Source organism: Parasphingorhabdus halotolerans, from assembly GCF_012516475.1.
GTDB classification, from domain to species: domain Bacteria; phylum Pseudomonadota; class Alphaproteobacteria; order Sphingomonadales; family Sphingomonadaceae; genus Parasphingorhabdus; species Parasphingorhabdus halotolerans.
In genome coordinates, this window is sequence record NZ_CP051217.1 from 1408182 (window position 1) to 1430147 (window position 21966).

The 21966-nt window shown below is 54.5% G+C and carries 20 protein-coding genes; 2 read left to right on the forward strand and 18 right to left on the reverse strand.

Going from position 1 to position 21966, the window contains the following annotated elements; all coding sequences use genetic code 11:
- Positions 1-42: 42 nt before the first annotated feature.
- The 18 genes from HF685_RS06760 to HF685_RS06845 all read right to left on the reverse strand — a co-directional run bounded on the left by HF685_RS06760 (position 43) and on the right by HF685_RS06845 (position 19872).
- Positions 43-927, reverse strand: a complete 885-nt coding sequence (locus HF685_RS06760; protein WP_168818860.1) for a cell division protein FtsQ/DivIB — start codon at positions 925-927, stop codon at positions 43-45.
- Complete coding sequence (locus HF685_RS06765; protein ID WP_168818861.1) at positions 924-1856, reverse strand: D-alanine--D-alanine ligase; 933 nt, start codon at positions 1854-1856, stop codon at positions 924-926. Before HF685_RS06765 ends, HF685_RS06760 begins: the two co-directional genes overlap by 4 nt.
- Positions 1857-1896: 40 nt before the next feature.
- Positions 1897-2793, reverse strand: coding sequence for a UDP-N-acetylmuramate dehydrogenase (gene murB, locus HF685_RS06770; protein ID WP_168818862.1), 897 nt, complete (start codon positions 2791-2793; stop codon positions 1897-1899).
- On the reverse strand, positions 2790-4196 hold the full coding sequence (murC, locus tag HF685_RS06775; protein ID WP_168818863.1) for a UDP-N-acetylmuramate--L-alanine ligase: 1407 nt from the start codon (positions 4194-4196) through the stop codon (positions 2790-2792). The genes murB and murC overlap by 4 nt, the downstream gene beginning before the upstream one ends.
- Positions 4193-5377 carry an undecaprenyldiphospho-muramoylpentapeptide beta-N-acetylglucosaminyltransferase gene (gene murG / locus HF685_RS06780; protein ID WP_168818864.1) on the reverse strand — a complete coding sequence of 395 codons (1185 nt, stop codon included), beginning with the start codon at positions 5375-5377 and terminating at the stop codon, positions 4193-4195. Before murG ends, murC begins: the two co-directional genes overlap by 4 nt.
- Complete coding sequence (locus HF685_RS06785) at positions 5374-6660, reverse strand: FtsW/RodA/SpoVE family cell cycle protein (RefSeq protein WP_168818865.1); 1287 nt, start codon at positions 6658-6660, stop codon at positions 5374-5376. Before HF685_RS06785 ends, murG begins: the two co-directional genes overlap by 4 nt.
- Positions 6657-7991, reverse strand: a complete 1335-nt coding sequence (gene murD, locus HF685_RS06790) for a UDP-N-acetylmuramoyl-L-alanine--D-glutamate ligase (protein ID WP_168818866.1) — start codon at positions 7989-7991, stop codon at positions 6657-6659. Before murD ends, HF685_RS06785 begins: the two co-directional genes overlap by 4 nt.
- Positions 7988-9058 carry a phospho-N-acetylmuramoyl-pentapeptide-transferase gene (mraY, locus tag HF685_RS06795; protein WP_168818867.1) on the reverse strand — a complete coding sequence of 357 codons (1071 nt, stop codon included), beginning with the start codon at positions 9056-9058 and terminating at the stop codon, positions 7988-7990. The genes murD and mraY overlap by 4 nt, the downstream gene beginning before the upstream one ends.
- Complete coding sequence (locus HF685_RS06800) at positions 9058-10452, reverse strand: UDP-N-acetylmuramoyl-tripeptide--D-alanyl-D-alanine ligase (protein WP_168821337.1); 1395 nt, start codon at positions 10450-10452, stop codon at positions 9058-9060. The genes mraY and HF685_RS06800 overlap by 1 nt, the downstream gene beginning before the upstream one ends.
- Positions 10449-11963, reverse strand: a complete 1515-nt coding sequence (locus HF685_RS06805; RefSeq protein WP_168818868.1) for a UDP-N-acetylmuramoyl-L-alanyl-D-glutamate--2,6-diaminopimelate ligase — start codon at positions 11961-11963, stop codon at positions 10449-10451. The genes HF685_RS06800 and HF685_RS06805 overlap by 4 nt, the downstream gene beginning before the upstream one ends.
- 5 nt (positions 11964-11968) lie before the next feature.
- Complete coding sequence (locus HF685_RS06810; protein WP_168818869.1) at positions 11969-13657, reverse strand: peptidoglycan D,D-transpeptidase FtsI family protein; 1689 nt, start codon at positions 13655-13657, stop codon at positions 11969-11971.
- Positions 13654-14250, reverse strand: coding sequence for a hypothetical protein (locus HF685_RS06815; protein ID WP_168818870.1), 597 nt, complete (start codon positions 14248-14250; stop codon positions 13654-13656). Before HF685_RS06815 ends, HF685_RS06810 begins: the two co-directional genes overlap by 4 nt.
- Positions 14247-15209, reverse strand: a complete 963-nt coding sequence (gene rsmH, locus HF685_RS06820; RefSeq protein WP_168818871.1) for a 16S rRNA (cytosine(1402)-N(4))-methyltransferase RsmH — start codon at positions 15207-15209, stop codon at positions 14247-14249. The genes HF685_RS06815 and rsmH overlap by 4 nt, the downstream gene beginning before the upstream one ends.
- Positions 15206-15709 (reverse strand): division/cell wall cluster transcriptional repressor MraZ, encoded by a 504-nt coding sequence (locus tag HF685_RS06825; protein ID WP_168818872.1) that lies wholly within the window; start codon positions 15707-15709, stop codon positions 15206-15208. The genes rsmH and HF685_RS06825 overlap by 4 nt, the downstream gene beginning before the upstream one ends.
- A 256-nt stretch (positions 15710-15965) precedes the next feature.
- Positions 15966-16766, reverse strand: a complete 801-nt coding sequence (locus tag HF685_RS06830) for a Gldg family protein (RefSeq protein ID WP_168818873.1) — start codon at positions 16764-16766, stop codon at positions 15966-15968.
- Positions 16767-17114 (reverse strand): hypothetical protein, encoded by a 348-nt coding sequence (locus tag HF685_RS06835; protein WP_246218789.1) that lies wholly within the window; start codon positions 17112-17114, stop codon positions 16767-16769.
- Between the two features lie 26 nt (positions 17115-17140).
- Entirely contained in the window at positions 17141-18136 is a 996-nt protein-coding gene (locus HF685_RS06840) for a cysteine synthase A (RefSeq protein ID WP_168818874.1), read from the reverse strand.
- 98 nt (positions 18137-18234) lie between these two features.
- Positions 18235-19872, reverse strand: coding sequence for a peroxidase family protein (locus HF685_RS06845; RefSeq protein ID WP_168818875.1), 1638 nt, complete (start codon positions 19870-19872; stop codon positions 18235-18237).
- A gap of 286 nt (positions 19873-20158) precedes the next feature.
- On the opposite strand from HF685_RS06845, the gene HF685_RS06850 reads away from it, so the two are divergent.
- Positions 20159-21010, forward strand: a complete 852-nt coding sequence (locus tag HF685_RS06850; RefSeq protein WP_168818876.1) for a crotonase/enoyl-CoA hydratase family protein — start codon at positions 20159-20161, stop codon at positions 21008-21010.
- A gap of 21 nt (positions 21011-21031) precedes the next feature.
- A complete protein-coding gene (locus tag HF685_RS06855; RefSeq protein ID WP_168818877.1) occupies positions 21032-21964 on the forward strand; it encodes an AEC family transporter in 933 nt (310 codons plus the stop codon).
- Positions 21965-21966 lie beyond the last annotated feature (2 nt).

The window sequence follows — 21966 nt, forward strand, 5'->3', positions numbered from 1 at the left end:
CTGCCTTTCCTAAACCTCTTCAACTGCCTCAAGTCTTGTTCTTCACGTTTCCGGCGCGTCGGTCTCTGCATCAGCCTTTTTCGGCATCCGCAAATAGGCGCGTTCCGCGTCACGCAGATCAAAATGGACGACACCGCGTCCCAGCAAACGGTTTACCCCATCCATGCGCGCGAAGTTCAAAAAGGCTGCTGCCGCTGTCTTCTCACCTTCCGGCAAAGCCAGAGTTTCACCGCTTTCAAATTCCAGATTCCATCTACGGTTACCAATCCAGGTCGCGCCGGTGACCATCGGGCTCAACGCTGGTGCGACGCTCAGCAATTTGGTGAGTTCGGGCACGCGTTCATTGGCCTTCTTGCCCACAATCACCGGCAAGTCAGGCACTTCCTCCTTCTGGATGTCTTCCAGCGGGAAACCGGTTTTGTCGATCAGCGACAATTTCCCATTGCGCTGCCAGACCGCAGCCGGCTCACGCTCGATAATCTCCACCACTAACGTATCTGGCAATCGCCGCGAAATTCGCGCTTCTCTAATCCACCCATTGGCCATGAGGTCTTCACGAACCTGATCGATATCCACGAGCATCATCGAGCGATCTTTTTGTGCCAGCGTAATCTCGTAGACTTTCAATTCATCAATCCGGTTCACGCCGGAGACTTCAACCCGCTTCACTTCGAAACCGGCATTGCCGACCGCAGCAGCAACTTCCGTTTTAATCATTTCGTTGATCCCGGAATAATGGGCAACGGTATAAGCACCAAGAATGAACACGCCCACCAGGCCCCAGGTCAGACCCTTCTGGACCTGCGCTTCGGTGACCGGCATCGCGCGCAGCATCTTGTCGAAAATCGATACCTGCTTGACCTTGCGCTTGGCGGCCTTGCGCGGCTTTCCTTTAACCTTGCGATTGGTGCGTTTCGCGGTTGTCATAAAGCCTCTCTCACGATCATTTCGACCAGTTCTTCATAGCTGATGCCCATTTGCTTTGCCTGTTCCGGCACGAGGCTGAGCGGAGTCATGCCCGGTTGGGTGTTGGTTTCGAGTACGAATAATCCATCGGCACCCAATTCATCATCCCAGCGAAAATCTGTGCGCGACGTGCCTTTGCATCCGAGCCCTTCGTGCGCACGCAGTGCATAGTCGAGACACAGTTTTTCGATATCTTCGGGTATCTCGGCAGGGCAAACATGGGTTGTCAGCCCTTCGGTATATTTGGCGTCATAATCATAGAAGCCCTTCACGGGTTTCAGCTCGGTTACACAAAGCGCCTTGCCGCCAATCACAGCCGTTGTCATTTCGCGGCCTTTGATGAATGGCTCCGCCAGCAGTTCATCAAATTCCTGCCACGGCCCGGCAACATCCTTCCCAATCGGATTGCCGTAATTGCTCTCGTCAGTCACAATCGCGACGCCGACCGACGAACCTTCGTTGACCGGTTTGAGCACATAAGGGCGTGGCAGCGGATCGGCTTCAAAAAGACTCGCTGATGAAACGATTGTTCCTTTGGGCATCGGGATACCAGCAGGAACAAGCTGCTGCTTTGTCAATTCCTTATCAATGGCGATCACTGAGGTGACCAAGCCGCTGTGTGTGTACGGTATTTGCATCAAATCAAGCATACCCTGCACCGTGCCGTCTTCGCCGGGGCAGCCGTGCAGCGCATTGAAAACAACATCGGGCTTGATGCTGTCGAGCACCATTGCAACATTGCGATCCATATCGACGCGGCTCACCTGATGGCCGTTTTTCTCAAGCGCATCGGCAACGCCGTTTCCGGACATGAGCGAGACCTCGCGCTCGGCGGACCAGCCGCCCATCAGGACGGCGACGTGGAGTTTATCTTTTTGAGCGGTGGTCATTTACAAACTCCGTTCGTCCTGAGCGGGTGAGAGAAAAGCATCATAGAATTTCTCCTACTCGCTGGATTTCCCATTGCAGTTCAACGCCGCTGTGCGCTCTCACGCGCTTGCGCACTTCTTCGCCGAGCGCTTCAATATCCACCGAAGTGGCTCCGCCGAGATTGATCAGGAAATTACAATGTTTTTCAGAAACCTGCGCCTGACCAATAGTCAATCCGCGACATCCGGCTTCATCGACCAGTTGCCAGGCTTTATACCCATCCGGATTTTTGAAAGTCGAGCCGCCGGTTTTCGTCCGCAGCGGCTGCGAGGCTTCGCGCTCGTCGCCAATGCGTTTCATTTCAGCCGCGATGATTTCAGAGTCGCCGCTTTGCCCGCGCAATTTGGCGGAGACTACAACCGCGCCATCCGGCAGCGCGCTGTGCCGATAGGTATATCCCATTTCGGCAAGCGGGATGGTTTTCAGCTCGCCGGTACGCAGCACAATATCGGCGCTTTCCAATATGTCGCACATCTCGCGTCCGTAAGCCCCGGCGTTCATCCGAACCGCGCCGCCAATAGTACCGGGAATACCGCGCAAAAACTCCATCCCTGCAATAGCATGATCGCGTGCCATGCTCGCGGCTGAAATACCTGGCGCACCGGCACCGCATGTGAGCGTCAGGCCGTCTGCTTTGATACCGCCAAAAGCCTTGCCCAATCTGATCACTACGCCTTTGATGCCCCCATCGCGTATGATCAGATTGGACCCCAGCCCCAGGGGCCAGACCGCTATCTCCGGATCAAGATCGCGGAGAAATTGCTGCAAATCGTCAATATCCTTTGGTTCGAACAACCATTGTGCAGGTCCGCCGGTCTTGAACCAGACGAGCTTGGCGAGTGGCGCATCTGCGGTCAGTTTTCCGCGTGTTTCAGGGAGAGACAGAACGGCACTCATGACCGCACGTCCTTGATACCGTTCGCCAATCCAGCAGCCCATTTGGTGATATCACCAGCGCCCAGACAGACGATCATATCTTTGTTTTCTGTCACGTCGGCCAGCCGGACGGCCAGATCTTTTTCATCCGCAACGGTTTCGGCAACACGGTGTCCGCGCTTGCGCAAACCTTCCGCCAGAGCCTCGCTCGTTATGCCCTCAATCGGATCTTCACCCGCGACATAGACGGGGGTGACGTAAACCATGTCAGCATCATTAAACGCCTGCTGGAATTCTTCCATATGATCGCGCAAACGGGTGAAGCGGTGTGGCTGGACCACTGCTATAACGCGTCCTTCGGCACCTTCACGCGCAGCCGATAGCACGGCCTTGATCTCAACCGGATGGTGCGCATAATCATCAATGATAACGACGCCACCGACTTCGCCGACTTTGGTGAATCTTCGCTTGACGCCGCCGAATTGATCAAAGCCACGCGCAATCTGTTCATCCGTCATCCCCATTTCGAGGCCAACAGCCACAGCGGCAATTGCGTTCTGGACGTTATGGCGGCCGGGCATCGGCAGTTCGATACCTTCAATTGTTCGTTGCCCCCCATCGCGGTCGGTAACCACAACGTCAAAACGATTGCCTCCCGGAACCGGCGTCACGTTTATGCCCTTCACATCGGCTTGGGCTGAAAAACCATAGGTAATCAAGCGCCGGTCACGGATGCGCGGAAGAATTGCCTGCACCTCGGGATGATCGATACAGAGTATTGCTGCGCCGTAGAAGGGCACATTCTCGATAAATTCCAGGAAGCTGTCCTTGATTTTGTCGAAGCTGCCATAGTGATCGAGATGTTCAGGATCGATATTGGTGACGACCGCAATCGTGCCATCAAGCCGCAGGAAACTGCCGTCGCTTTCATCGGCCTCGACCACCATCCACTCGCTGGTCCCGAGCCGGGCGTTCGAACCGTAATTATTGATGATACCGCCGTTGATGACAGTCGGATCAATGCCGCCAGCATCCAGCATCGCGGCAACCATTGAGGTTGTGGTTGTCTTGCCGTGGGTGCCGGCAATAGCGATTGTGGATTTAAGCCGCATCAGTTCAGCCAGCATCTCGGCGCGGCGGACCAGCGGAATACGATGCGAAAGCGCCGCCTCGACTTCGGGATTGCCGCGTTTCACCGCAGTCGATGTAACGACAACCGCCGCGCCATGAACATTTTCACCGCTGTGGCCGATTTTCACATCAATGCCTTTACCGCGCAGGCCTTCAATCACATAGCCCTCGGCAATGTCGCTGCCTTGCACTTTATAGCCAAGATTGTGCATAACCTCGGCAATACCGGACATGCCAATCCCGCCGATACCAACAAAGTGGATTGTGCCAATATCTGTACCGACACCCTTCATTCAGCAGCCTCTTTTGCGAGTGCGGGACGCGGCGAGATCGACAGTCCCGAACGCTCCTGCTTCACCTTAAGCGTTTTGGAAAGCGGCGAAGTGCCGATGCTCTCAACCAGGTCAGCAAGATCGCGCACCGCTTCGGGGCGTCCGCATTTTTTGGCAAAGCGCGCAGCATTCTCCAGCGCGCCGGGGCCAAGCGCCATTTTCTGCATCTGCTTGGCAAGCTCCTTGGCGGTGAAAGCAGGTTGCGCAATTGCGCGCGCGCCGCCGGCCGCAACCATTTCGCGAACATTCTGGGTTTGGTGATCATCCGTCGCAATCGGCAGCGGCACCAAAATGGCGGGGCGTCCAGCAGCCGTCAGTTCGGCTATCGTCGATGCGCCGGCCCGGCCGATCACAAGATGCGCCCAACCCAGTCTTTGCGGCAAGTCCGGCAGATAGGTTGCAAGCTCTGCCGGAATATCATGCTCGGCATATTTGGCGCGAACCGTTTCAATATCCTGCTCGCGGCATTGCTGGGTAATCTGCAAGCGCCGGCGCAAATTCATCGGCAGCATCGCCATTGCATCCGGAACGACATCAGACAGAATAGACGCACCCTGACTGCCGCCGGTGACCAGCACACGGAAAATTCCGTCTTCGGTGAGCGGGGGATAAGGCTCGTCGCGGAGTGCGAGAACATCCTCCCGAACGGGATTGCCTACCAGATGCACCTTGTCTCTATATTTGGGCTTTAGTTTCAATATATCGGGATAGGAGGTAGCAATGGCATTGACCGTGCGGGCAGCAAGCCGATTAACGCGTCCCAGAACAGCATTCTGCTCGTGCACTATAGTTGGCACGTCCATTTTATTTGCCGCAAGAATGGCAGGAAAAGCAGGGTAGCCGCCAAAGCCGATAACCGCAGACGGTTCAAATGTTTGATAGAGCTGCATCGCCATTTTGCGGCCCTTCAAGATCGCCTGCAAGCCCTTCACCCATCCCCGCGGATCTTTGGTGATACGGCCAGCGGGCAATACATGCACCTGCCCGCCATCAACCATTCCGGGAATTTTTTCGCCACGCTCGTCGGTGATCAAAGCCACTCGGTGGCCACGCTGAACAAGCTCGGCGCCTAGCGCATAGGCCGGGATCATATGACCACCGGTACCGCCCGCCGCCAGGACATAATGTTTGCTAAAGCTCATCTGGTCACCTCATTATTTGACGCGTCATCAGGAGCACCTTTCGGACTCCATGTCGCAACATATTCCGAGCGGTCCAGATAAGGGTTTCGACGGGTGAATGCCAGCAATAGTCCGACGCCCATCGACAGGGCGAGGAATGATGAGCCGCCGTAGCTGACAAACGGCAAGGTCATGCCCTTCGACGGAAAGAGCTGGAGATTAACCGAAATGTTGATAAGCGCCTGCCCGCCAAATTGGGCGGTGAGACCGGCGACCGCGAGGATGATGAAATTGTCTTCCTCATCGAGCAAACGAATGAACACTCGCACGATGATCGCTAGGTAAACAAGCGCGATGGCCACGCAGGCAAGCAAGCCGAATTCCTCGCCAATAACCGAGAAAATATAATCAGTATGTGCTTCCGGCAGTTTGAACTTCGCTGTTCCCAAGCCTGGCCCGGTGCCAAGCAAGCCGCCACCGGTGAGCGCCTTGTGTGCGAACATCACCTGATCAAATTCATCGCCGCCAAACAGCCACGCATTGATCCGCTGTGTCGCCACCGGATAGAAGAAATAGGAACCGATCAAACCGCCGATCCCGCCGACGCTGGCCGCTGCAATAAGTTTGGCAGACAAGCCCGATACCACCATCAAAGTAAACCATATTCCGCAAAAGACGATCGTTTGCCCCAGATTGGGCTGCATCAGCAGCAGCAGCGCGATCACGCCGGTTATGGCTATGGAGAGCGGCACCAGGGGAAGTGACGGGTCTTTTACCCGAAGGGACAGAAGCCAGGCCATGGATACGGCGTAAAAAGGTTTGAGAAATTCACCCGGCTGCAACGTTGCAAAACCATAGCCGATCCAGCGTTTGGCACCGTTTACCGTGTTGCCCATTATCGGCACAAGGAACAACAGTATGAAAGCCAGAACAGCGGCAACAATAGCAAAACGCCTAGCCTGCTCTTTTGGAGCCATGGAGACAAACAGCATCAGGGGCACGCCGACCGCGACCCAGCCCAATTGCCGGTAGAAATAATAGAGTGGTTCAATCGTAACTGTGCTCGAACTCTGCTTCAACGCTGTTACGGGAGAAGCAGCGGCGATGCCGATCAGGCCGATTGTTATTAATGTCATGATTAGCCCAAGCAGCACGCGGTCGAGCTCCCAGAACCAGATGGCAAGCGGTGTCCTGTCGCTGCGACCAAGGCGCGATTGCAGTTGAAAGCGCTTCTTTTTGAGATTGGCTGCTATTTCAGGCGCTGCCGTTTCGGGAAATCCGCCATCTGCTATTCCATCGCTCATGATAGTGTTCCCCCGGCAGCGGTGCCGACTTGTTTCTTTTCAATCACCGAATTGACCGCCGATTTAAAGCAGGCACCGCGCGCTTCGAAATCTTTGAACTGGTCAAAGGACGCACAGGCCGGTGACAATAATACAACTTCACCCGGTTGGGCATTGCCAGCCGCGCGCTGAACAGCGGTGAGCATCATCTCGCAAGGCTCCACAGGCATATGTGGTTCAAGAAGTTTTCCGAACATCGGCCCCGCTTCACCAATAGTGTAAGCCTTGACAATATTCCCGAAAAATTCAGCGCACTCATCCAGGTCTTCACTCTTTGGCAGTCCGCCAACGATCCAGTGAATCTTGGGATATGCGCCCAATGCTGGCCCGGTTGATGCCGGGTTGGTGGCCTTGCTGTCGTTGACAAACAGCACGCCGTTCTGTTCGGCAACACGCTCCATACGGTGCGGCAACCCTCTGAAGCTGGCCAACGCCTTGCGCAGCTGCTGTTCATTGATTCCAAGACTGTGCGCCGCTGAACACGCGACAATCGCATTTTGCAAATTATGCGGTCCTTGCAGGGATGGCCAGGTCTCCTGACCCGTTGCTTCAGCAGAGCTTAAATCGACGACATCACCAATGCGGTTTTCCTCCCGCAGATATTTTATGATCAGCTGACATTTATCGTCCGTGCCGGAAATGATCGCCGTATGTTTTGGCGATAACATATCAAACAGGCGCGCTTTGGAAGCAGCATAAGCGTCAAAGCTATCATAACGATCCAGATGATCAGGCGTGATATTGAGCAAGATCGCCACATCGCAGTCCAAGGTGTGAGTCAGATCAATCTGGTAGCTGGAAAGCTCAAGCACATAAACGCCCCCGGCTGTCAACGGCTTTTGCGCCATAATCGGGATGCCGATATTGCCGCCCATTAATGACGGTCGCGCTGTGCTCTGAAAAATATGATGCAGCAACGCCGTGGTTGTCGATTTGCCGTTGGTACCGGTAATACCAACTACCCGGTGCGGCGGCAGCGTTGACCGCGCTTGCGCAAATAGTTCGATATCTCCGATAATCGGAACATTGGAATCTTTAGCTTTTTGCGAAATCGGGTGGTTGTTAAGCGGAACACCAGGGGACACAATTATCGCATCAAAGCCGCTTAAATCCGCTTCCAGCAGATCTCCGATATCCGCTTTATCCTCGGCTTCGTTACGAAGGTGTACCTGATTATCCCAGGCCAGTAGCTCGGCCCCGCTTGCATGCAAGGCATCCAGCGTTGCCATGCCGGATCTTGCGAGACCCAATATGGCGTACCGTTTGCCAGCAAAGACGGGAGAGGTAATCATCGCAGCTTCAGCGTTGCCAATCCAGCCAGCGCCAGAACCAGAGAAATAATCCAGAAACGGATCACGACCGTGGATTCAGACCAGCCAAGCTGTTCAAAATGGTGATGGATCGGCGCCATGCGAAACACGCGTTTGCCAGTACGTTTGAAGAAGAACACCTGAACGATCACCGACACCGCCTCCAGCACGAACAATCCACCGACAATGGCAAGAACGATTTCGTGATGGATCGAAACCGCAATCGCTCCGAGCGCACCGCCCAAAGCCAGGCTGCCGGTATCGCCCATGAAAACCGCTGCCGGTGGCGCGTTAAACCAAAGGAACGCCAGACACGCTCCAACAATGCACGCACAGAAAATAGCGAGTTCGCCTGCCCCTTTTACGAACGGAATACCAAGATATTCCGAGAACACAGCGTTGCCGGACAAATAAACCAGTATCAGGAATGTCGCACTGGCTATCGCAACCGGCATAGTTGCCAAGCCATCGAGGCCGTCGGTCAAATTCACGGCATTGCCAGCGCCTACCATGACAAAAGCGGCGAAGGGCAAATAAAACCAGCCGAGGTCGATCTGCACATCGTTGAAGAAAGGCACATAGAGACTGGTGCCAATCTGCTGGATAATCATCCAGGCAGCAAAGCCTGCGACCGCAAATTCCATCAGCAAGCGGACTCTGCCCGGAACCCCCTTATGACTGGCTTTTGTAACCTTGTCGTAATCATCCATGAACCCGATTGCGCCGAAACCGAGGGTCACGAATATACAAGACCAGACAAAAATATTACTGAGATCCATCCACAGCAGCAGCGAAATAATCAGAGAAATCAGGATCATCAAACCGCCCATTGTGGGAGTGCCTGCCTTTTTCAGATGGGTGACAGGCCCATCCTCGCGGATCGGTTGCCCTTTGCCCTGACGCATACGCAGCATATTGATGAAGCGCGGACCGATCAGCATGCCGATAAACAAGGCGGTAGCCACAGCGGCGCCCGAGCGAAAGCTAAGATAACGAAAAACGTTAAAAATACCTTCAAATTCAAGCCATTGAGCCAGCAAGTAAAACATTAGTATTCCCCATTCACCAACGCGGAAACCACGCTCGCGAGCCCCAGATAATTTGACCCCTTGATAAGAAGGATGTCTCCGTCGCCGATTTGTTTTGCGACCTCGGTCAGCGCGTCCGAAGAGCTGGCGGCATGGAATATTTCAGCGTTGTGATCAAGCGCCTCGTCAAGCTTTGCGGCGGTATGTGCCATTTCATCGCCCACAAGGATGATTATCGATGCACCTGAAGCTGCAATGTCTTCAGCCAGTGCTTCGTGATAGGCTCGAGCAGCCTCGCCCAACTCGCCCATCGCGCCGAGAACTGTAATTTTCTTGCCTTTGCCGGCCTCACTCGCAAGTTGCGCCAGGGTCGCTTTCATCGATACCGGATTAGCGTTGTAACTCTCGTCAATCAAAAGCGCGCTGCCACCTGAGACCAGCGACAGTTTGTGCCTTTTGCCGCGCCCGGCCAAGCCTTCCAACTCTGCCAGTGCGAGACCGGCCGAGGCAAGATCGCCACCAGCCGCCCGGACAGCCGCCAAAACCGCAAGGGCATTGGAAACCCAATGCCTGCCCGGTTCCGAAATCGTAAAGCACAGACTTTGGTCACCGAGACTGGCAGTTACCAGAGAACCGCCACGCGGCGCTGGCACAATATCAACCGCCCGCACATCCGCTTGCTCGGAGAAACCGAAACTCAGGATATTTTGTGTGTGCTTCAGAGCGGCAGATTTCAAGCGCTCATAATGCGGACTATCAAACGGGATAACTGCTGTGCCAACCGCTGTCAGGCCTTCGAAAATTTCTGCTTTCGCATCGGCGATTTCTTCCACTGATGAAAAATGACCGATATGGGCGGGCGCTATCGCGGTGATGATCGCAACATCTGGCCTGACCAACTGCGTCAGCCGGGACAATTCTCCGGCATGGTTCATGCCCATTTCAAAAATGCCGAATTCTGTATCGGCGGGCATCCGTGACAAGCTGAGCGGGACACCAACATGGTTGTTATAGCTTTTGAGCGAACGATGCGCCTTGCCCATCGAACTGCGCTCCAGCGCGGCAAACAGGGCTTCCTTGGTGCCGGTTTTACCAACGGAACCGGTCACTCCGATAATTTTTGCACCGGTACGACTGCGCGATGCCTTTGCCAGCGCGTTCAGTGCGTCGGTTGTATCGTCCACCAAAATATGGGGTCCATCAGTCGCTTCACTGACTATAGCACCAGCGCCTCCAGCGGCGTAGACTTTATCCAGATACAAATGCCCGTCGCTTTGCTCGCCCTTCAGCGCGAAAAACAAATCGCCCTTGCCGACTTCCCTTGAATCGAACGCAACCCCATTGGCCTCGAATATTTCACTGGCTTTGCCGCCAACCGCTTCTGCAAGCTCGGATGATGTCCAGAGCGCCATCAGGACGCCTGCTCTGCGTTCTTATCATGGGCCTGATCGGGGGCCTGATCACGTGTTTGTTCGCGGATCTGATCTCCGGCACATTCCCGCGCCACTTCCACATCATCAAACGGAATGATGCGATCACCGACAATCTGGCCCTGCTCGTGGCCTTTGCCAGCGAGCAGAATAATATCATCTGCGCCAGCCTGTTGAATGGCTTTCGCAATCGCTTCGCGGCGATCCCCGATTTCCTCGGCACCGGCTGCACCTGCCATAATATCGGCCCGGATTTTTGCCGGATCCTCGCCGCGCGGATTATCGTCCGTCACTATGACATGATCGGAATATTCAATGGCTACCTTACCCATTTCCGGACGCTTGCCGGTGTCCCGGTCTCCCCCCGCTCCCATGATGGTGATGAGCTTGCCTTTGACGTGCGGAAGCAGCGCCCCAATTGCAGCAACCAGCCCATCGGGCGTATGTGCGTAATCGACATAGACGGGCGCTCCCGCCTTGGTGATGACCGCGCGCTCCAGACGTCCCCGAACTGGTTGCAGGCGCTGCATATGATCGAAAACATCTTCCAGAGTGCCGCCGGTATTCAAGACAATCCCGGCCGCGCAAAGCGCATTCGCTGCTTGATAGGCACCGATTAATGGCAGCGCAATCCGGTGGGTGTTGCCACCTGCCATGACCATCAGAACCTGCCCCAACTGCGTGGGCGTGCGTGATACCAGTTTCAGTGCGGTTCCCTGCTCGCCAACGGTGAAGATGTTCAGACCACGATCCATTGCGCGCTTGATGACTTTATCGGACCATAGGTCATCCGCCCAGACGACGGCAGAGCCATTGGGCTCGACAACCTCCTCAAACAGACGCATTTTGGCTTCGAAATAGCTTTCCATATCACCGTGATAATCAAGATGATCACGGCTCAAATTGGTGAAGGCTCCGACTTGGACCGGCAGCCCCTCCGTACGATACTGGGAAAGGCCGTGGCTCGATGCCTCGAAAACCGCATGAGAGACACCTTCCCGCGCCAGCCCTGACATATTGGATAGAAACGTAACGATATCCGGCGTCGTAAGGCCAGTTTTCACCTGTTCGTCAGCTGTGGTAACGCCAAGCGTACCGATCGACGCGCTGTTCAGCCCCGCCATCCGCCAGAGTTGACGGGTCAGTTCCGAAGTCGAGGTCTTGCCATTGGTTCCGGTAACTGCGGCGACATATTGCGGCGACGGAGTGAAATAGCGAGCCGCCATAAGTGCAAAAACCCGGCGCGGTTCGTCGTCAGCGATGTGGACAGCGCCTTCAACCACCGCTTCCGGTCGAGCGACAATGGCTATGGCTCCTGCCTTTACCGCAGCTTCAATATAGTCTTCGCCGTTAAATTTGGCCCCGCGAAAGGCGCCAAAGATATTACCGGCAGCGACCTTTCGATGGTCGATGGCGAAACCGGTAGCGGGTATCTGGCTCGCATCTCCGTTCAGATCAGCGTCGGTCAATCCGGCTATGAGGGCGCTGAGCTGCATCCATCCTATCCCTTCGGAGCCCAAAGCAGCGGGGTTAGTTCGGATACATCAACGTCGCGGTGCTCGTCAGGCACAACCCCTAGCATAGGGCCAACACGCGTCACGACTTTGCTTACTATCGGTGCTGCGGTCCACCCGGCAGTCCGCTGTCCAGCAGATTCGGCATTGCCCTGCGGCTCATCAAGCATGGCGATGATGACGTAGCGCGGATTGTCCATCGGAAAGGCTGCTGCAAAAGTCGAAACGAGCGAGGTTTTGTTATATCCACCTGCAGAAGGCTTTTCAGCGGAGCCCGTTTTTCCACCAACCCGATATCCCGGCGCATCGGCCTTCCGGCCCGTACCGCTGGAAACGATCATCCGGAGCAATTGCCGCATCCGGGCACTTGTCGCGGCCTTGAAAACACGCCGCCCTTCGGACTCTTTGCCGGGTTCGACTTTCAGCAATGTTGCCGGACGCCAAATTCCGCCATTGACCAATGCAGCATAAGCGCTGGCCAAATGCAAAGGGGTCACGGCAATGCCATGACCATAAGCAATCGTCATATTGGTTACGCGGCCCCAGCTTTTCGGCCACAATGGATGCCCGCGCTCGGCCAGCTCAATATGAGGCCTTTCATCAAAGCCGAGGCTTCGGATCATGTGCTCCATGCCTTCTTTGCCCAGATTATCAGCAATGCGCGCAGTCACGATGTTCGAGCTATGAACCAGCGTTTCCGGAACATTGAGATAACGCCCCTGGCTATGATCGTCCTTGATTGTAAAGCCGCCGACTTTGATGGGTTCCATCGCATTGTAGCGCACGGCGAGATCGGTAACCGTTCCGGCATCAAGCGCGGCAGCAATGGTAAAAGGCTTGAAGGTGGAGCCCAGCTCAAACACACTTTGGGTCACTTCGTTGACCTGATGTTTCATGGTTTCACTGCGAATCTTGTTCGGATCAAACATCGGCAGGGACGCCAGCGCCATAACCTCTCCGGTTTGCACATCCAATATGATCCCCGCCGCACCTTTGGCGCTTTGCGAAATCATGGCGGATGAAAGCTCACTCTCGAACGCCGCTTGCACGCGACTGTCAATCGAGAGGACCGCAGGCTCGCTGCGGTGGCTTTCGTCGGTTAACCGGTCGTTGAGTACCCGCTCCATTCCCATGATACCGTGGTTATCCGCATCGACATAGCCCAATATATGCGCTGCCAATTCTCGCTGCGGGTAAAGACGCTCGTTTTCGCGCGGAAACTCAATTCCTATTTCGCCAAGCGCGTGGACTTGTTTGACCTCGCTCGGCAAAGCACGGCGGCGAAGATATGTGGGTCGGCTGCCGTTTAGCCTCGAACGAAATTGTTCGCGTGAAGTATCTGGAAACAGCGCTGCCAATTGATTTGCCAGAAGCTCTTTGTCACCCAACACACGCTCCGGAACGACGCGGATGGCATAACCTTGCATCGTCCGCGCCAAAGCGACACCATTGCGGTCCATAATATCGCCGCGCGCTGGTACATATGTTGCACTGGAAATACGGTTAGGCTGCGCGTCTTCGATGATGCTGAAACTTATCAAGCGGCCAACCACGACAGTGAAGCCCGCCAAAAATACCAGCAAAAGCATCATCAGCCGGAAATGCGCGTTGGCGGTAATCTGCTTGTGCTTGCCGGAGAACTGCACTTTTCTGCTGTTCGCCAATAAGGTAGTCATTCGGACTGACCCCGTGTCTGTTCCTGAGTGGCTTTTTTGTTCAAGGTTTTGACAAGGCCATCATCAAGAAGCTTGGCTTCCATGCTCGCAACACGTTTTGTTCGGGTTTCGCTGAGCTCTTCGCTGGTCGGCTCATCACCTGAGGGTACCGACTTTTCAGTTTTTGTGCCAATGGCACTACCATCGGAGTTGCGCGCTTTTGCTGAAGCCGTACCAAAAACCGAACCGATAATCCCGGCTGGGGCCACTTGATCCATCGAACTGATCACAGCAACCTTGACAGGTTTGCGAAGATCGGTGCCGCCCAGATTTGCCAGCGCCCGCTCGCCGTCCAGATATTGTGCAGCCTTGGGGGAAACATAGCCGTATTCCAACTTGTTCCAATACTCCAGCTGCCGCAAATTCGCCCGCGCGCTAAATTCCGTTTCCAGATAACGGATGTCTTTTTTTACCGCGACGATCTTCTTGTCTGTCCGCGCCAGATCGCTGCGCATCGTCGCAACGCTAAGCGACAACGGATAAAGCAGGATAGCGACAAGGAAGACCAGGGCGAGCCATCCAATTCCTTCAAGGCGCTTGGCTGCGAGTTTCATGCGGCACCTCCTTGCGCTATTTTGGCGGACACCCAAGCAGGGACATCGGACCGGATAGCTGATCGTAGGGTGGCGGAGCGGGCTCGGGGATTAGACGCCTGCTCCGCCTTAGCCGGGCGCACCGCTTTGGCTGGTTTGTGAAAACTGGGCGCGTTCCGGATCTCTGAAACTTCTGGTAAATGGCGCGATCCGCGGGACTTTTGTCCGCTGCGGTCGCGCAGAAAATTTTTGACGATGCGATCTTCAAGACTGTGGAAGGAAACAACGGCCAGCCTGCCGCCGGGTCTAAGCAAGCGTTCAGCCGCTTCCAAACCGTCTTCCAGTTCGCCAAGTTCGCGGTTGATGTAGATACGAATGGCCTGAAAGGTCCGGGTTGCCGGATCTTTCTTGTCATGCGGTTTGTGGCCAAGAGCCTTGCGCACGACATTCGCCAGTTCAGATGTGCGGGTCAGTGGCCGTGCATCTACAATGGCTTTCGCAATTCTGCGCGATCGCCGTTCCTCGCCATAGCGATAAATCACGTTGGCAATTTCGTCCTCGTCCGCTTCATTGAGGAAATCAGCCGCTGTAGGCCCGTCTTGCGCCATGCGCATATCCAGCGGTCCATCCTTCTGGAAAGAAAAACCGCGCTCGGCTTGATCGAGTTGCATGGAGGACACGCCAATATCGAGGGTGACGCCGTCAATATCTTCGTCAGCCAGCAGATCGGCCATTTGCGAGTAGCACGCGTGATGCAGCGTCAACCTGCCGCCGCTTTCTTCAACCATCAGTTGCCCAGCGGTGATCGCGTCCGGGTCCTGATCAAAAGCGTGAACCGACGCCCCCGCTGCCAGCATCGCCTTACTGTACCCGCCTGCGCCGAAGGTACCATCAACGTGCGTTTCGCCAGGAGCAATGGCCAGCGCTTCAATCACTTCGTTACGCAGGACGGGAATATGGGGAGCAGTGACAGCAATCATTTCTGCTTCCCGCTGCTTTTCTGATCCGCTTCCTTGAGGTAAAATTCTACCAATTGGCGGTCGACGGGAACATCGTCGGTTGTGTCCAGCAGCGTTTGCGGATCCCACAAGCAGAAAGTGGAGCCGATGCCGTGGATGAATACGTTGTTTTTAATGCTGCGAATGCCGCTGAGCTGCGGGGGCATGACAAAGCGTCCGCTAGCGTCAAAGCTTAGTTCCTGGAGCGAGGTAAACTTGCTGGCCCCGGCAGCGTCTTTGTCAAAATCATCGCCGCGGGCCATGGCGGCTTCCCATTGTTTCTCAATGTCAGAAAGAATATCCGCTTTGCGGCTCAACCCGTAGCCGACCAGACAATGCCATTTTTCGTGAAATCCAAGACACAAGGTCCGGCCATTGCTGCTTGCGACCAGGTGATTGCGCAAGAAGGCCGGAATCGACAGGCGACCTTTATCGTCTATTGCCGATATTGCAGATCCTGAATATGCGTACGCACCTGACACAGCCAATCCCTCATCCTGAACCCCCAACGGTTCATCCGGGACGCGTTTTCCCGGCGGAAGAAGCGCATATTCGCGCCTCTCCCGGAAAAAAGAATCCCGGACAGGAAAATCACCCCGATAACGCAACAGGGTTAACAGGGGTTTGGATGGGTGAAAAGGGGATAATCGGGGATTGAACGGGTTTTGATAGTTATATTACTGATATTATGGTATTTTATTTTTCCTCCGGTTGACAAGTTTACCTATATTTACCTGATTAGTCATTGGAAACACTCGAAACATCCCCCGATTCTGCCAATAACATGTCGGTAAACCGCATCGCCTGAGTCTCGCCGCCTGTCTCCAGAGCAGAAGCATCTGGCCACAATTCCTGATTTAAAAAATCGGCATCGGCAACCAATATGGCCTGCCCCCGACCAACCTTGCAGCGCGCCATGATCCCGCCAGCGCTCATCAAACAAACGGCTTTTGCTTCGCTAGCCTGCTGCAATTCGGCGAACGATCCGACGCCCGCAGTGGTTATCGAAAAATCATCAAACTCTAATTCGACAAGCCCTGCTCTCTCATCATCCGGTGCCAGCAACTCCAGACCCCAATATTGCAGCAACGGCGAGAGCATTCCGCTCGCCAATGGCCGCTGGCTATCGCCAATCGGTAAATCGCTGTGCCAGACCAGGGCCGGGTCAGTGAGGATGATCGCATGACCGCCTTTTCTGATCCAGTCATCCAGCAATGCGATATCTGCCGGATCCATTGCGCGCGGCTGCGCGAGCATGACTATATCTGTGTCGCGGCCGGTCAAACCTTCCAGGCTATCAACGGCTTTCAGATCATATTGCGATTGCCAATATTCATAAATTGCCGCTGGCGATGCGTCGCCGGAGAGAATTTTCTCCATTGAAGAGCCCTCACCCCAGATAATCGGCAAGCTGGTCATCAACTCTATGCTTGGTTTATCACGGGCTTTATTGTCGGCCTCGGACTTGGACGCAAATAACTGCCAGCAACCAAATATTACCGCTGCTAACGCCAGCAAAATTGTGCTCGCGCGAAACAATTAGCGGGATTCCCGATCCATCGGCGCTTCAAGTTTGGGATCCGGCTTGAGATCGGGCACAATCTGGCTTTCTACCTTGGGTTTAACCACCGGCTGGATTACGTCGTCCTCTGGCATGGGTGCGGGCGTAATGCCAATTTCCGCAAGCGGTTCAGCAGGTTTCTCGTCGATGCCATCGGCCAATTCACGCGCACTATTTGCCGTGCCCGCCTGAATTTCCTCCAGCGCGGTTGGCTCATCGCTAGCGCGCTGGAGAACAAAATTTGCTATGCTGACAAGTAACAAAACCGTCACTAGTCCAATAACGCCAACCTGCAGCCGCTGTATTGTGTCTTGACGATTACTCATATCCGTTTGCTCATTTGCAAATCTTCCTATTCTTCATTCTGAAGCCACGGAAAAACGGGCAGCCCTTTTTCCCTCAACCACTCGGCATTGTAGAGTGATGACAGGTAACGAAATCCGGTGTCGCATAATATTGTCGCTATACGGCTACCTTTCCCCAATTCCTTGCCAAGAGCGATAGCACCAGCGACATTTATGCCGGATGAAAGTCCAAGACAAAGGCCTTCTTCCTGCAACAATCGCTCAACCCATTGCAAACCTTCTTCGTCAGAAATCCGATATTGCCGGTCAATCGGCGCATCCTCCAGATTGCCGGTTATCCGGCCCTGCCCAATCCCTTCAGCTACGCTGCTGCCTTCGGACTTTAATTCGCCATGGGCATAATATTCATATAGCGCTGCGCCATGCGGATCGGTTAGGGCAATGGTGACCTTCGCGTCTTTGGCTTTCAGGCCCATTCCTACGCCGGCGATGGTCCCACCAGTGCCTGCAGCACAGGTAAAACCGTCGATCCGACCATCCATCTGCTGCCAAATTTCCTCCGCCGTGGTTTCGATATGCGCGCGGCGATTGGCGACATTGTCAAACTGATTGGCCCAGACCGCACCTTCGGTTTCTTCAGCGATGCGGCGCGACTGGTGGACAAAATGACATGGGCTGGAATAAGGCGCAGCTGGCACAGTGATCAGTTCCGCACCTAGTGCACGCAAAGTGTCCATTTTTTCACGCGATTGCGTTTCGGGCATCACTATTGTTGACTTATAGCCCTTTGCATTGGCGACCAGCGCAATGCCTATGCCGGTATTACCTGCCGTCCCCTCAACTATCCGCCCGCCGGTTTTCAATAGGCCGCGCTCTTCCGCATCCCGAATAATGTAGAGAGCAGCGCGGTCCTTCACTGATGCGCCCGGGTTGGCAAATTCGCATTTGCCATAAATGTCGCAGCCCGCTTCCTCGCTAGCAGTTTCAAGCCTTACCAAAGGCGTGTTTCCGATCAGATCGAGCGTATTGGGAATGATAAACATAACCACTTAATAGGCGTGGCTCTGCTTAGCCGCAAGAAGGGAAGAATTTGGGCAGCACAAAGCTTTACTTTATTTGCCAGCTTCCAATTTTTCAAATGTCAATTTCTCTTCCAGTCGCGCCGGGTCATCCCGACAAACCGATCACCCAGTCCCGTAGAATTGCGCTCCAATATGTCGCGCAACGTATCTGTGTCGTTAATCGCTTCAAGACCTTCCTTGGTGAAAGCCAGCAAGCGGTTTTCTTCATTTCCATAGACATGCTCGCTGAGCAGCGGGTTTGTAAATGCTTGTGAAAATGCATCCATCGCTACCATCGCCAGAATGAGTTCGGGCAGTGGCCCATTTTTGTCGCTTGGTTCGGCAAAAAGGCCGACATAAAATTCAACATTTTCAATATCGCCATATAACCGCTGAAGCTCCGCAGCCAGTGCCGCTCGCCGTGCCCTCTCTGCAGGTTCTTTTGATGTTCCAACCAGATCGGCGTAAGACTTTGCGGGATCCATACCCATCGCGCGGCGATAATCATTATAGGTCGCGACGTTGTTTGTCCGTGCCTGCGCAATCGCCTTTTGCTCAGCAGCGAGCAAGAAACTGGCCGAATTGTGAAGACCAAGCGCGGTTGAGTGGTTCGCTGAAATATCGACAAAGCTTTGTACCAGACCGGAATTAATCAGAACCGAGTTGTTCAACAATAACGATTTACCATCATGAACCTGCCCACCCCAATTGACACTCTGAGGAACCAGTGGATGCCAGCGATATAGCAGACTGAATTCGGTGGTCATCAGGTTGGGCCTGTTCCAGTCTGCGGCCCAGGCAACCTTGGGATCGGCCAGAAATTTGAACTTCGCCGTGTTGATATGATTGATGTATTCCTCAACGACAATTTTGATGAACATCACAATGATGATGTTTCGCGTGGTTTCAAACATCCGTTCATCATCCCAATCAGGATGCTTGCTTTCCAATATGCCAGCCAGCCTATTATGCTCACGCAGCCAAAGCGTGTTCATCATCATCACCTGCGGTGTCGAATTGACCCGGTCGCCGCCAACAGCAAAAAGATTAGCAAATTGTGGCGCACCGGGCGGAAGACTGCTGAGACCAAGCGGTAAATCAAGAATAGCATTCCCATCGGCATCCAGAAATTCCGGCTTCACTTTGCCATCTGTACCGAAAAGAAACGGCGAATATTCTTCTCCGCTCATGGACTGGGATTTGAGCCGGCCCCGTTTTCCGGCTTCCTCACTCATCGTCCTCAACACTTCTGTTTGGACCGGCGTGCGCCCATAAAGAGGACTTTGATCGATTTCATGGTTGGATGTCGTGCGCCTGCGATCTTCCTCGCCCGATCCGAATGGCGGATCGTTTGACATTTGGGTGCGCAGAAAACCGTCGGTCAGATACTGAGCAAAAGCGGGAAAAAGCATGGTAGACTTGGGGCACTCGCGTTGACCTGCTGGATCAGCCAGAAACAATCTAACCACATCGTCAATCGGCGGTCTCCGCGTACCCAAGGCTTCATCCGCTGGATAGGGTTTGGCGGGCAACAGCCGCGCATTAAAAGTCCGGTCTGTCAGCCCGGACCAGCTAATATATCCATGCTTGGTGGTCCAGGGATGCGGACGGTTGCGCCCGGCTTTGACCAACTTGTTGACCAAAATGCGATTGAGCTTGCTGCCGCCAAGAACGAACGATCCTGCCGCAAGCGCGATATCTTCCAGTGAACTTCCCATGCAATAGCCCCTCGATGTGACTGTTGGTGCGAACCCAAAGGAGTTTTTTTGTTATGCCGCCAGTCTATATGTTTCGGGACGTAAATTGAAGTTGATTATTTCGCATGAAATCCACCGGTTAGAAATCGCAGCATGTGTCAAACTTTTAAAATCACTCGGATTGCGGCACTATTACAATAATTCGATCAGAGAATAAAAACACCGATATCGGCTATTGATAGTTTTACTGATTGGGATAGGCAGCTATTCTGGGCAAAAGATATTGCAAAGCAAGGAGAGCGCAATCATGGCAAAATCAGAATATGAATGTTTCGACGTCGAAATCGAAAATAACATCGCGCATATCCGGCTCAACCGGCCTGAAAAGCTTAACAGTATGAACAAGGCGTTTTGGAACGATCTGCCGGAAATCGTCGAGGATATTGACCAGAACGCCCGGGCGCGGGTGATTGTGATTAGTTCCACCGGGCGGCATTTTTCTGCAGGCATGGACCTGTCGGTTTTTGCGCCAGACCCCGACAATAAAATCGACGGAGCGGATAAGCATGTCGTCGCCGAAATGTTCCGGTCCAATGTGCGTCGCATTCAGCATAGTTTTAACGCATTGGAAGAAGCCCGCATTCCGGTGCTATTCGCGCTCCACGGCGGCGTCATTGGTGGGGCGATTGATATGGTGACGGCGGGCGACATCCGCTGGTGCACCAAAGACGCGTTCTTCTGCATTCAGGAAACCAATATCGGGATGACCGCCGACGTTGGTACTTTTCCGCGCCTGCAACGTTACATCCCGGAAGGCTGGGTCAAGGAAATGGCCTATACTGGCCGCCGAATTGACGCGGCCAAGGCAAAGGAAATTGGCCTGGTCAATGACGTGTTTGAAACGCAGGAAGAGTGCCTCGCTTATGTTATGCAGACGGCGAAAGAAATCGCGTCCAAATCGCCGCTCGCAGTGACCGGATGCAAGGTTCTGATCAACTATGGCCGCGATCATAACACCACCGATACACTGGATTATATCGGTGTGTGGAATGCCGGCATGTTCCCGCCTTCGCATATTCAGGAAGCGGTTGCCGCGATGGGCGAGAAGCGCGAAGCGGACTTTCCGGATTTGCTGCCACTGCGCAAAACGCCGATGTAGCCCGATCACCCGAGTGAACGCATGATACCTTTTGTCCAGGCGCTGGTCCCTGTCGTCATATTGGTGATGATGGGGTGGCTACTGGCGGCCCGAAGCTTCATTCCCGAAGATGGCTGGCGCGCGATGGAGCGGCTGACTTACTTCATTTTTTTCCCAGCATTGATCGTCCAGCTCCTGGCCAAAGCGTCGTTTGACACTGCCCCGCTCGGCATGGCTGTTGCTCTGGTCGGGGCGCAGCTGGTGTTCGGCCTGATTGGACTGGCGTCACGGCAAACCGGCGATAAGGCGCAAACGGCTAGCCCGCGAAAGGGATCGATCATCCAGTCCAACGTCCGCTGGAACACATTTATCGGGCTATCGATTGGCGGCACATTATTTGGCGAAGAAGGGCTGGTCCTGATGGCGTTTGCAGCTGCTGTGCTGACCCCGGTTGCAAATGTCATCTCTGTCTGGGCGCTCACGCGATATGCTGCGCCCAATGGCAAACCGAAGCCGCATATTGCCATGGACCTGCTCCGCAATCCGCTGATCATCGCCTGTGCCATGGGTTTTGCGCTCAATATGCTCGGCCTCGCGCCGACGGGCATGGTGGAGGAAACGCTCAACATATTGGGCGGTGCAACGCTTGCATTGGGCCTGCTCGTGCTGGGGGCTGCAGTCGATGTGGATGCGTTCAAACGGGCGGGCAAGACCACTATGATCTGGTCCGTCATCCGTCTAACCGGGTTTCCGGTCGTGACCCTTGGCATCGGTTTGGCGCTCGACCTTGCGCCGATCAATCTAGCCATCGTGACTATCGCAGCTGCAACGCCAACCGCGAGCAGCGGCTATATCCTCTCTCGCCAGCTTGGCGGCGACGCGACGCTATCCGCGAACCTTATTGCGGTCCAGACGGTGTTATCTATGCTCACCATGCCAGCGATCTACGCCCTGTTTTTGCTTACCCAAAGCTAAGC

Excerpts from the sequence above, each read along its gene's own strand:
- HF685_RS06845 (WP_168818875.1), bottom strand. The coding sequence starts at position 19,872 with ATGGGAAGTTCACTGGAAGATATCGCGCTTGCGGCAGGATCGTTCGTT.
- murG (WP_168818864.1), bottom strand. The coding sequence starts at position 5,377 with ATGAGCTTTAGCAAACATTATGTCCTGGCGGCGGGCGGTACCGGTGGT.
- HF685_RS06810 (WP_168818869.1), bottom strand. The coding sequence starts at position 13,657 with ATGACTACCTTATTGGCGAACAGCAGAAAAGTGCAGTTCTCCGGCAAG.
- mraY (WP_168818867.1), bottom strand. The coding sequence starts at position 9,058 with ATGTTTTACTTGCTGGCTCAATGGCTTGAATTTGAAGGTATTTTTAAC.
- murB (WP_168818862.1), bottom strand. The coding sequence starts at position 2,793 with ATGAGTGCCGTTCTGTCTCTCCCTGAAACACGCGGAAAACTGACCGCA.
- HF685_RS06855 (WP_168818877.1), top strand. The coding sequence starts at position 21,032 with ATGATACCTTTTGTCCAGGCGCTGGTCCCTGTCGTCATATTGGTGATG.
- HF685_RS06840 (WP_168818874.1), bottom strand. The coding sequence starts at position 18,136 with ATGTTTATCATTCCCAATACGCTCGATCTGATCGGAAACACGCCTTTG.
- HF685_RS06805 (WP_168818868.1), bottom strand. The coding sequence starts at position 11,963 with ATGCAGCTCAGCGCCCTCATAGCCGGATTGACCGACGCTGATCTGAAC.
- HF685_RS06765 (WP_168818861.1), bottom strand. The coding sequence starts at position 1,856 with ATGACCACCGCTCAAAAAGATAAACTCCACGTCGCCGTCCTGATGGGC.
- HF685_RS06850 (WP_168818876.1), top strand. The coding sequence starts at position 20,159 with ATGGCAAAATCAGAATATGAATGTTTCGACGTCGAAATCGAAAATAAC.
- HF685_RS06785 (WP_168818865.1), bottom strand. The coding sequence starts at position 6,660 with ATGAGCGATGGAATAGCAGATGGCGGATTTCCCGAAACGGCAGCGCCT.
- HF685_RS06815 (WP_168818870.1), bottom strand. The coding sequence starts at position 14,250 with ATGAAACTCGCAGCCAAGCGCCTTGAAGGAATTGGATGGCTCGCCCTG.
- HF685_RS06760 (WP_168818860.1), bottom strand. The coding sequence starts at position 927 with ATGACAACCGCGAAACGCACCAATCGCAAGGTTAAAGGAAAGCCGCGC.
- rsmH (WP_168818871.1), bottom strand. The coding sequence starts at position 15,209 with ATGATTGCTGTCACTGCTCCCCATATTCCCGTCCTGCGTAACGAAGTG.
- HF685_RS06835 (WP_246218789.1), bottom strand. The coding sequence starts at position 17,114 with ATGAGTAATCGTCAAGACACAATACAGCGGCTGCAGGTTGGCGTTATT.
- murD (WP_168818866.1), bottom strand. The coding sequence starts at position 7,991 with ATGATTACCTCTCCCGTCTTTGCTGGCAAACGGTACGCCATATTGGGT.
- murC (WP_168818863.1), bottom strand. The coding sequence starts at position 4,196 with ATGAAGGGTGTCGGTACAGATATTGGCACAATCCACTTTGTTGGTATC.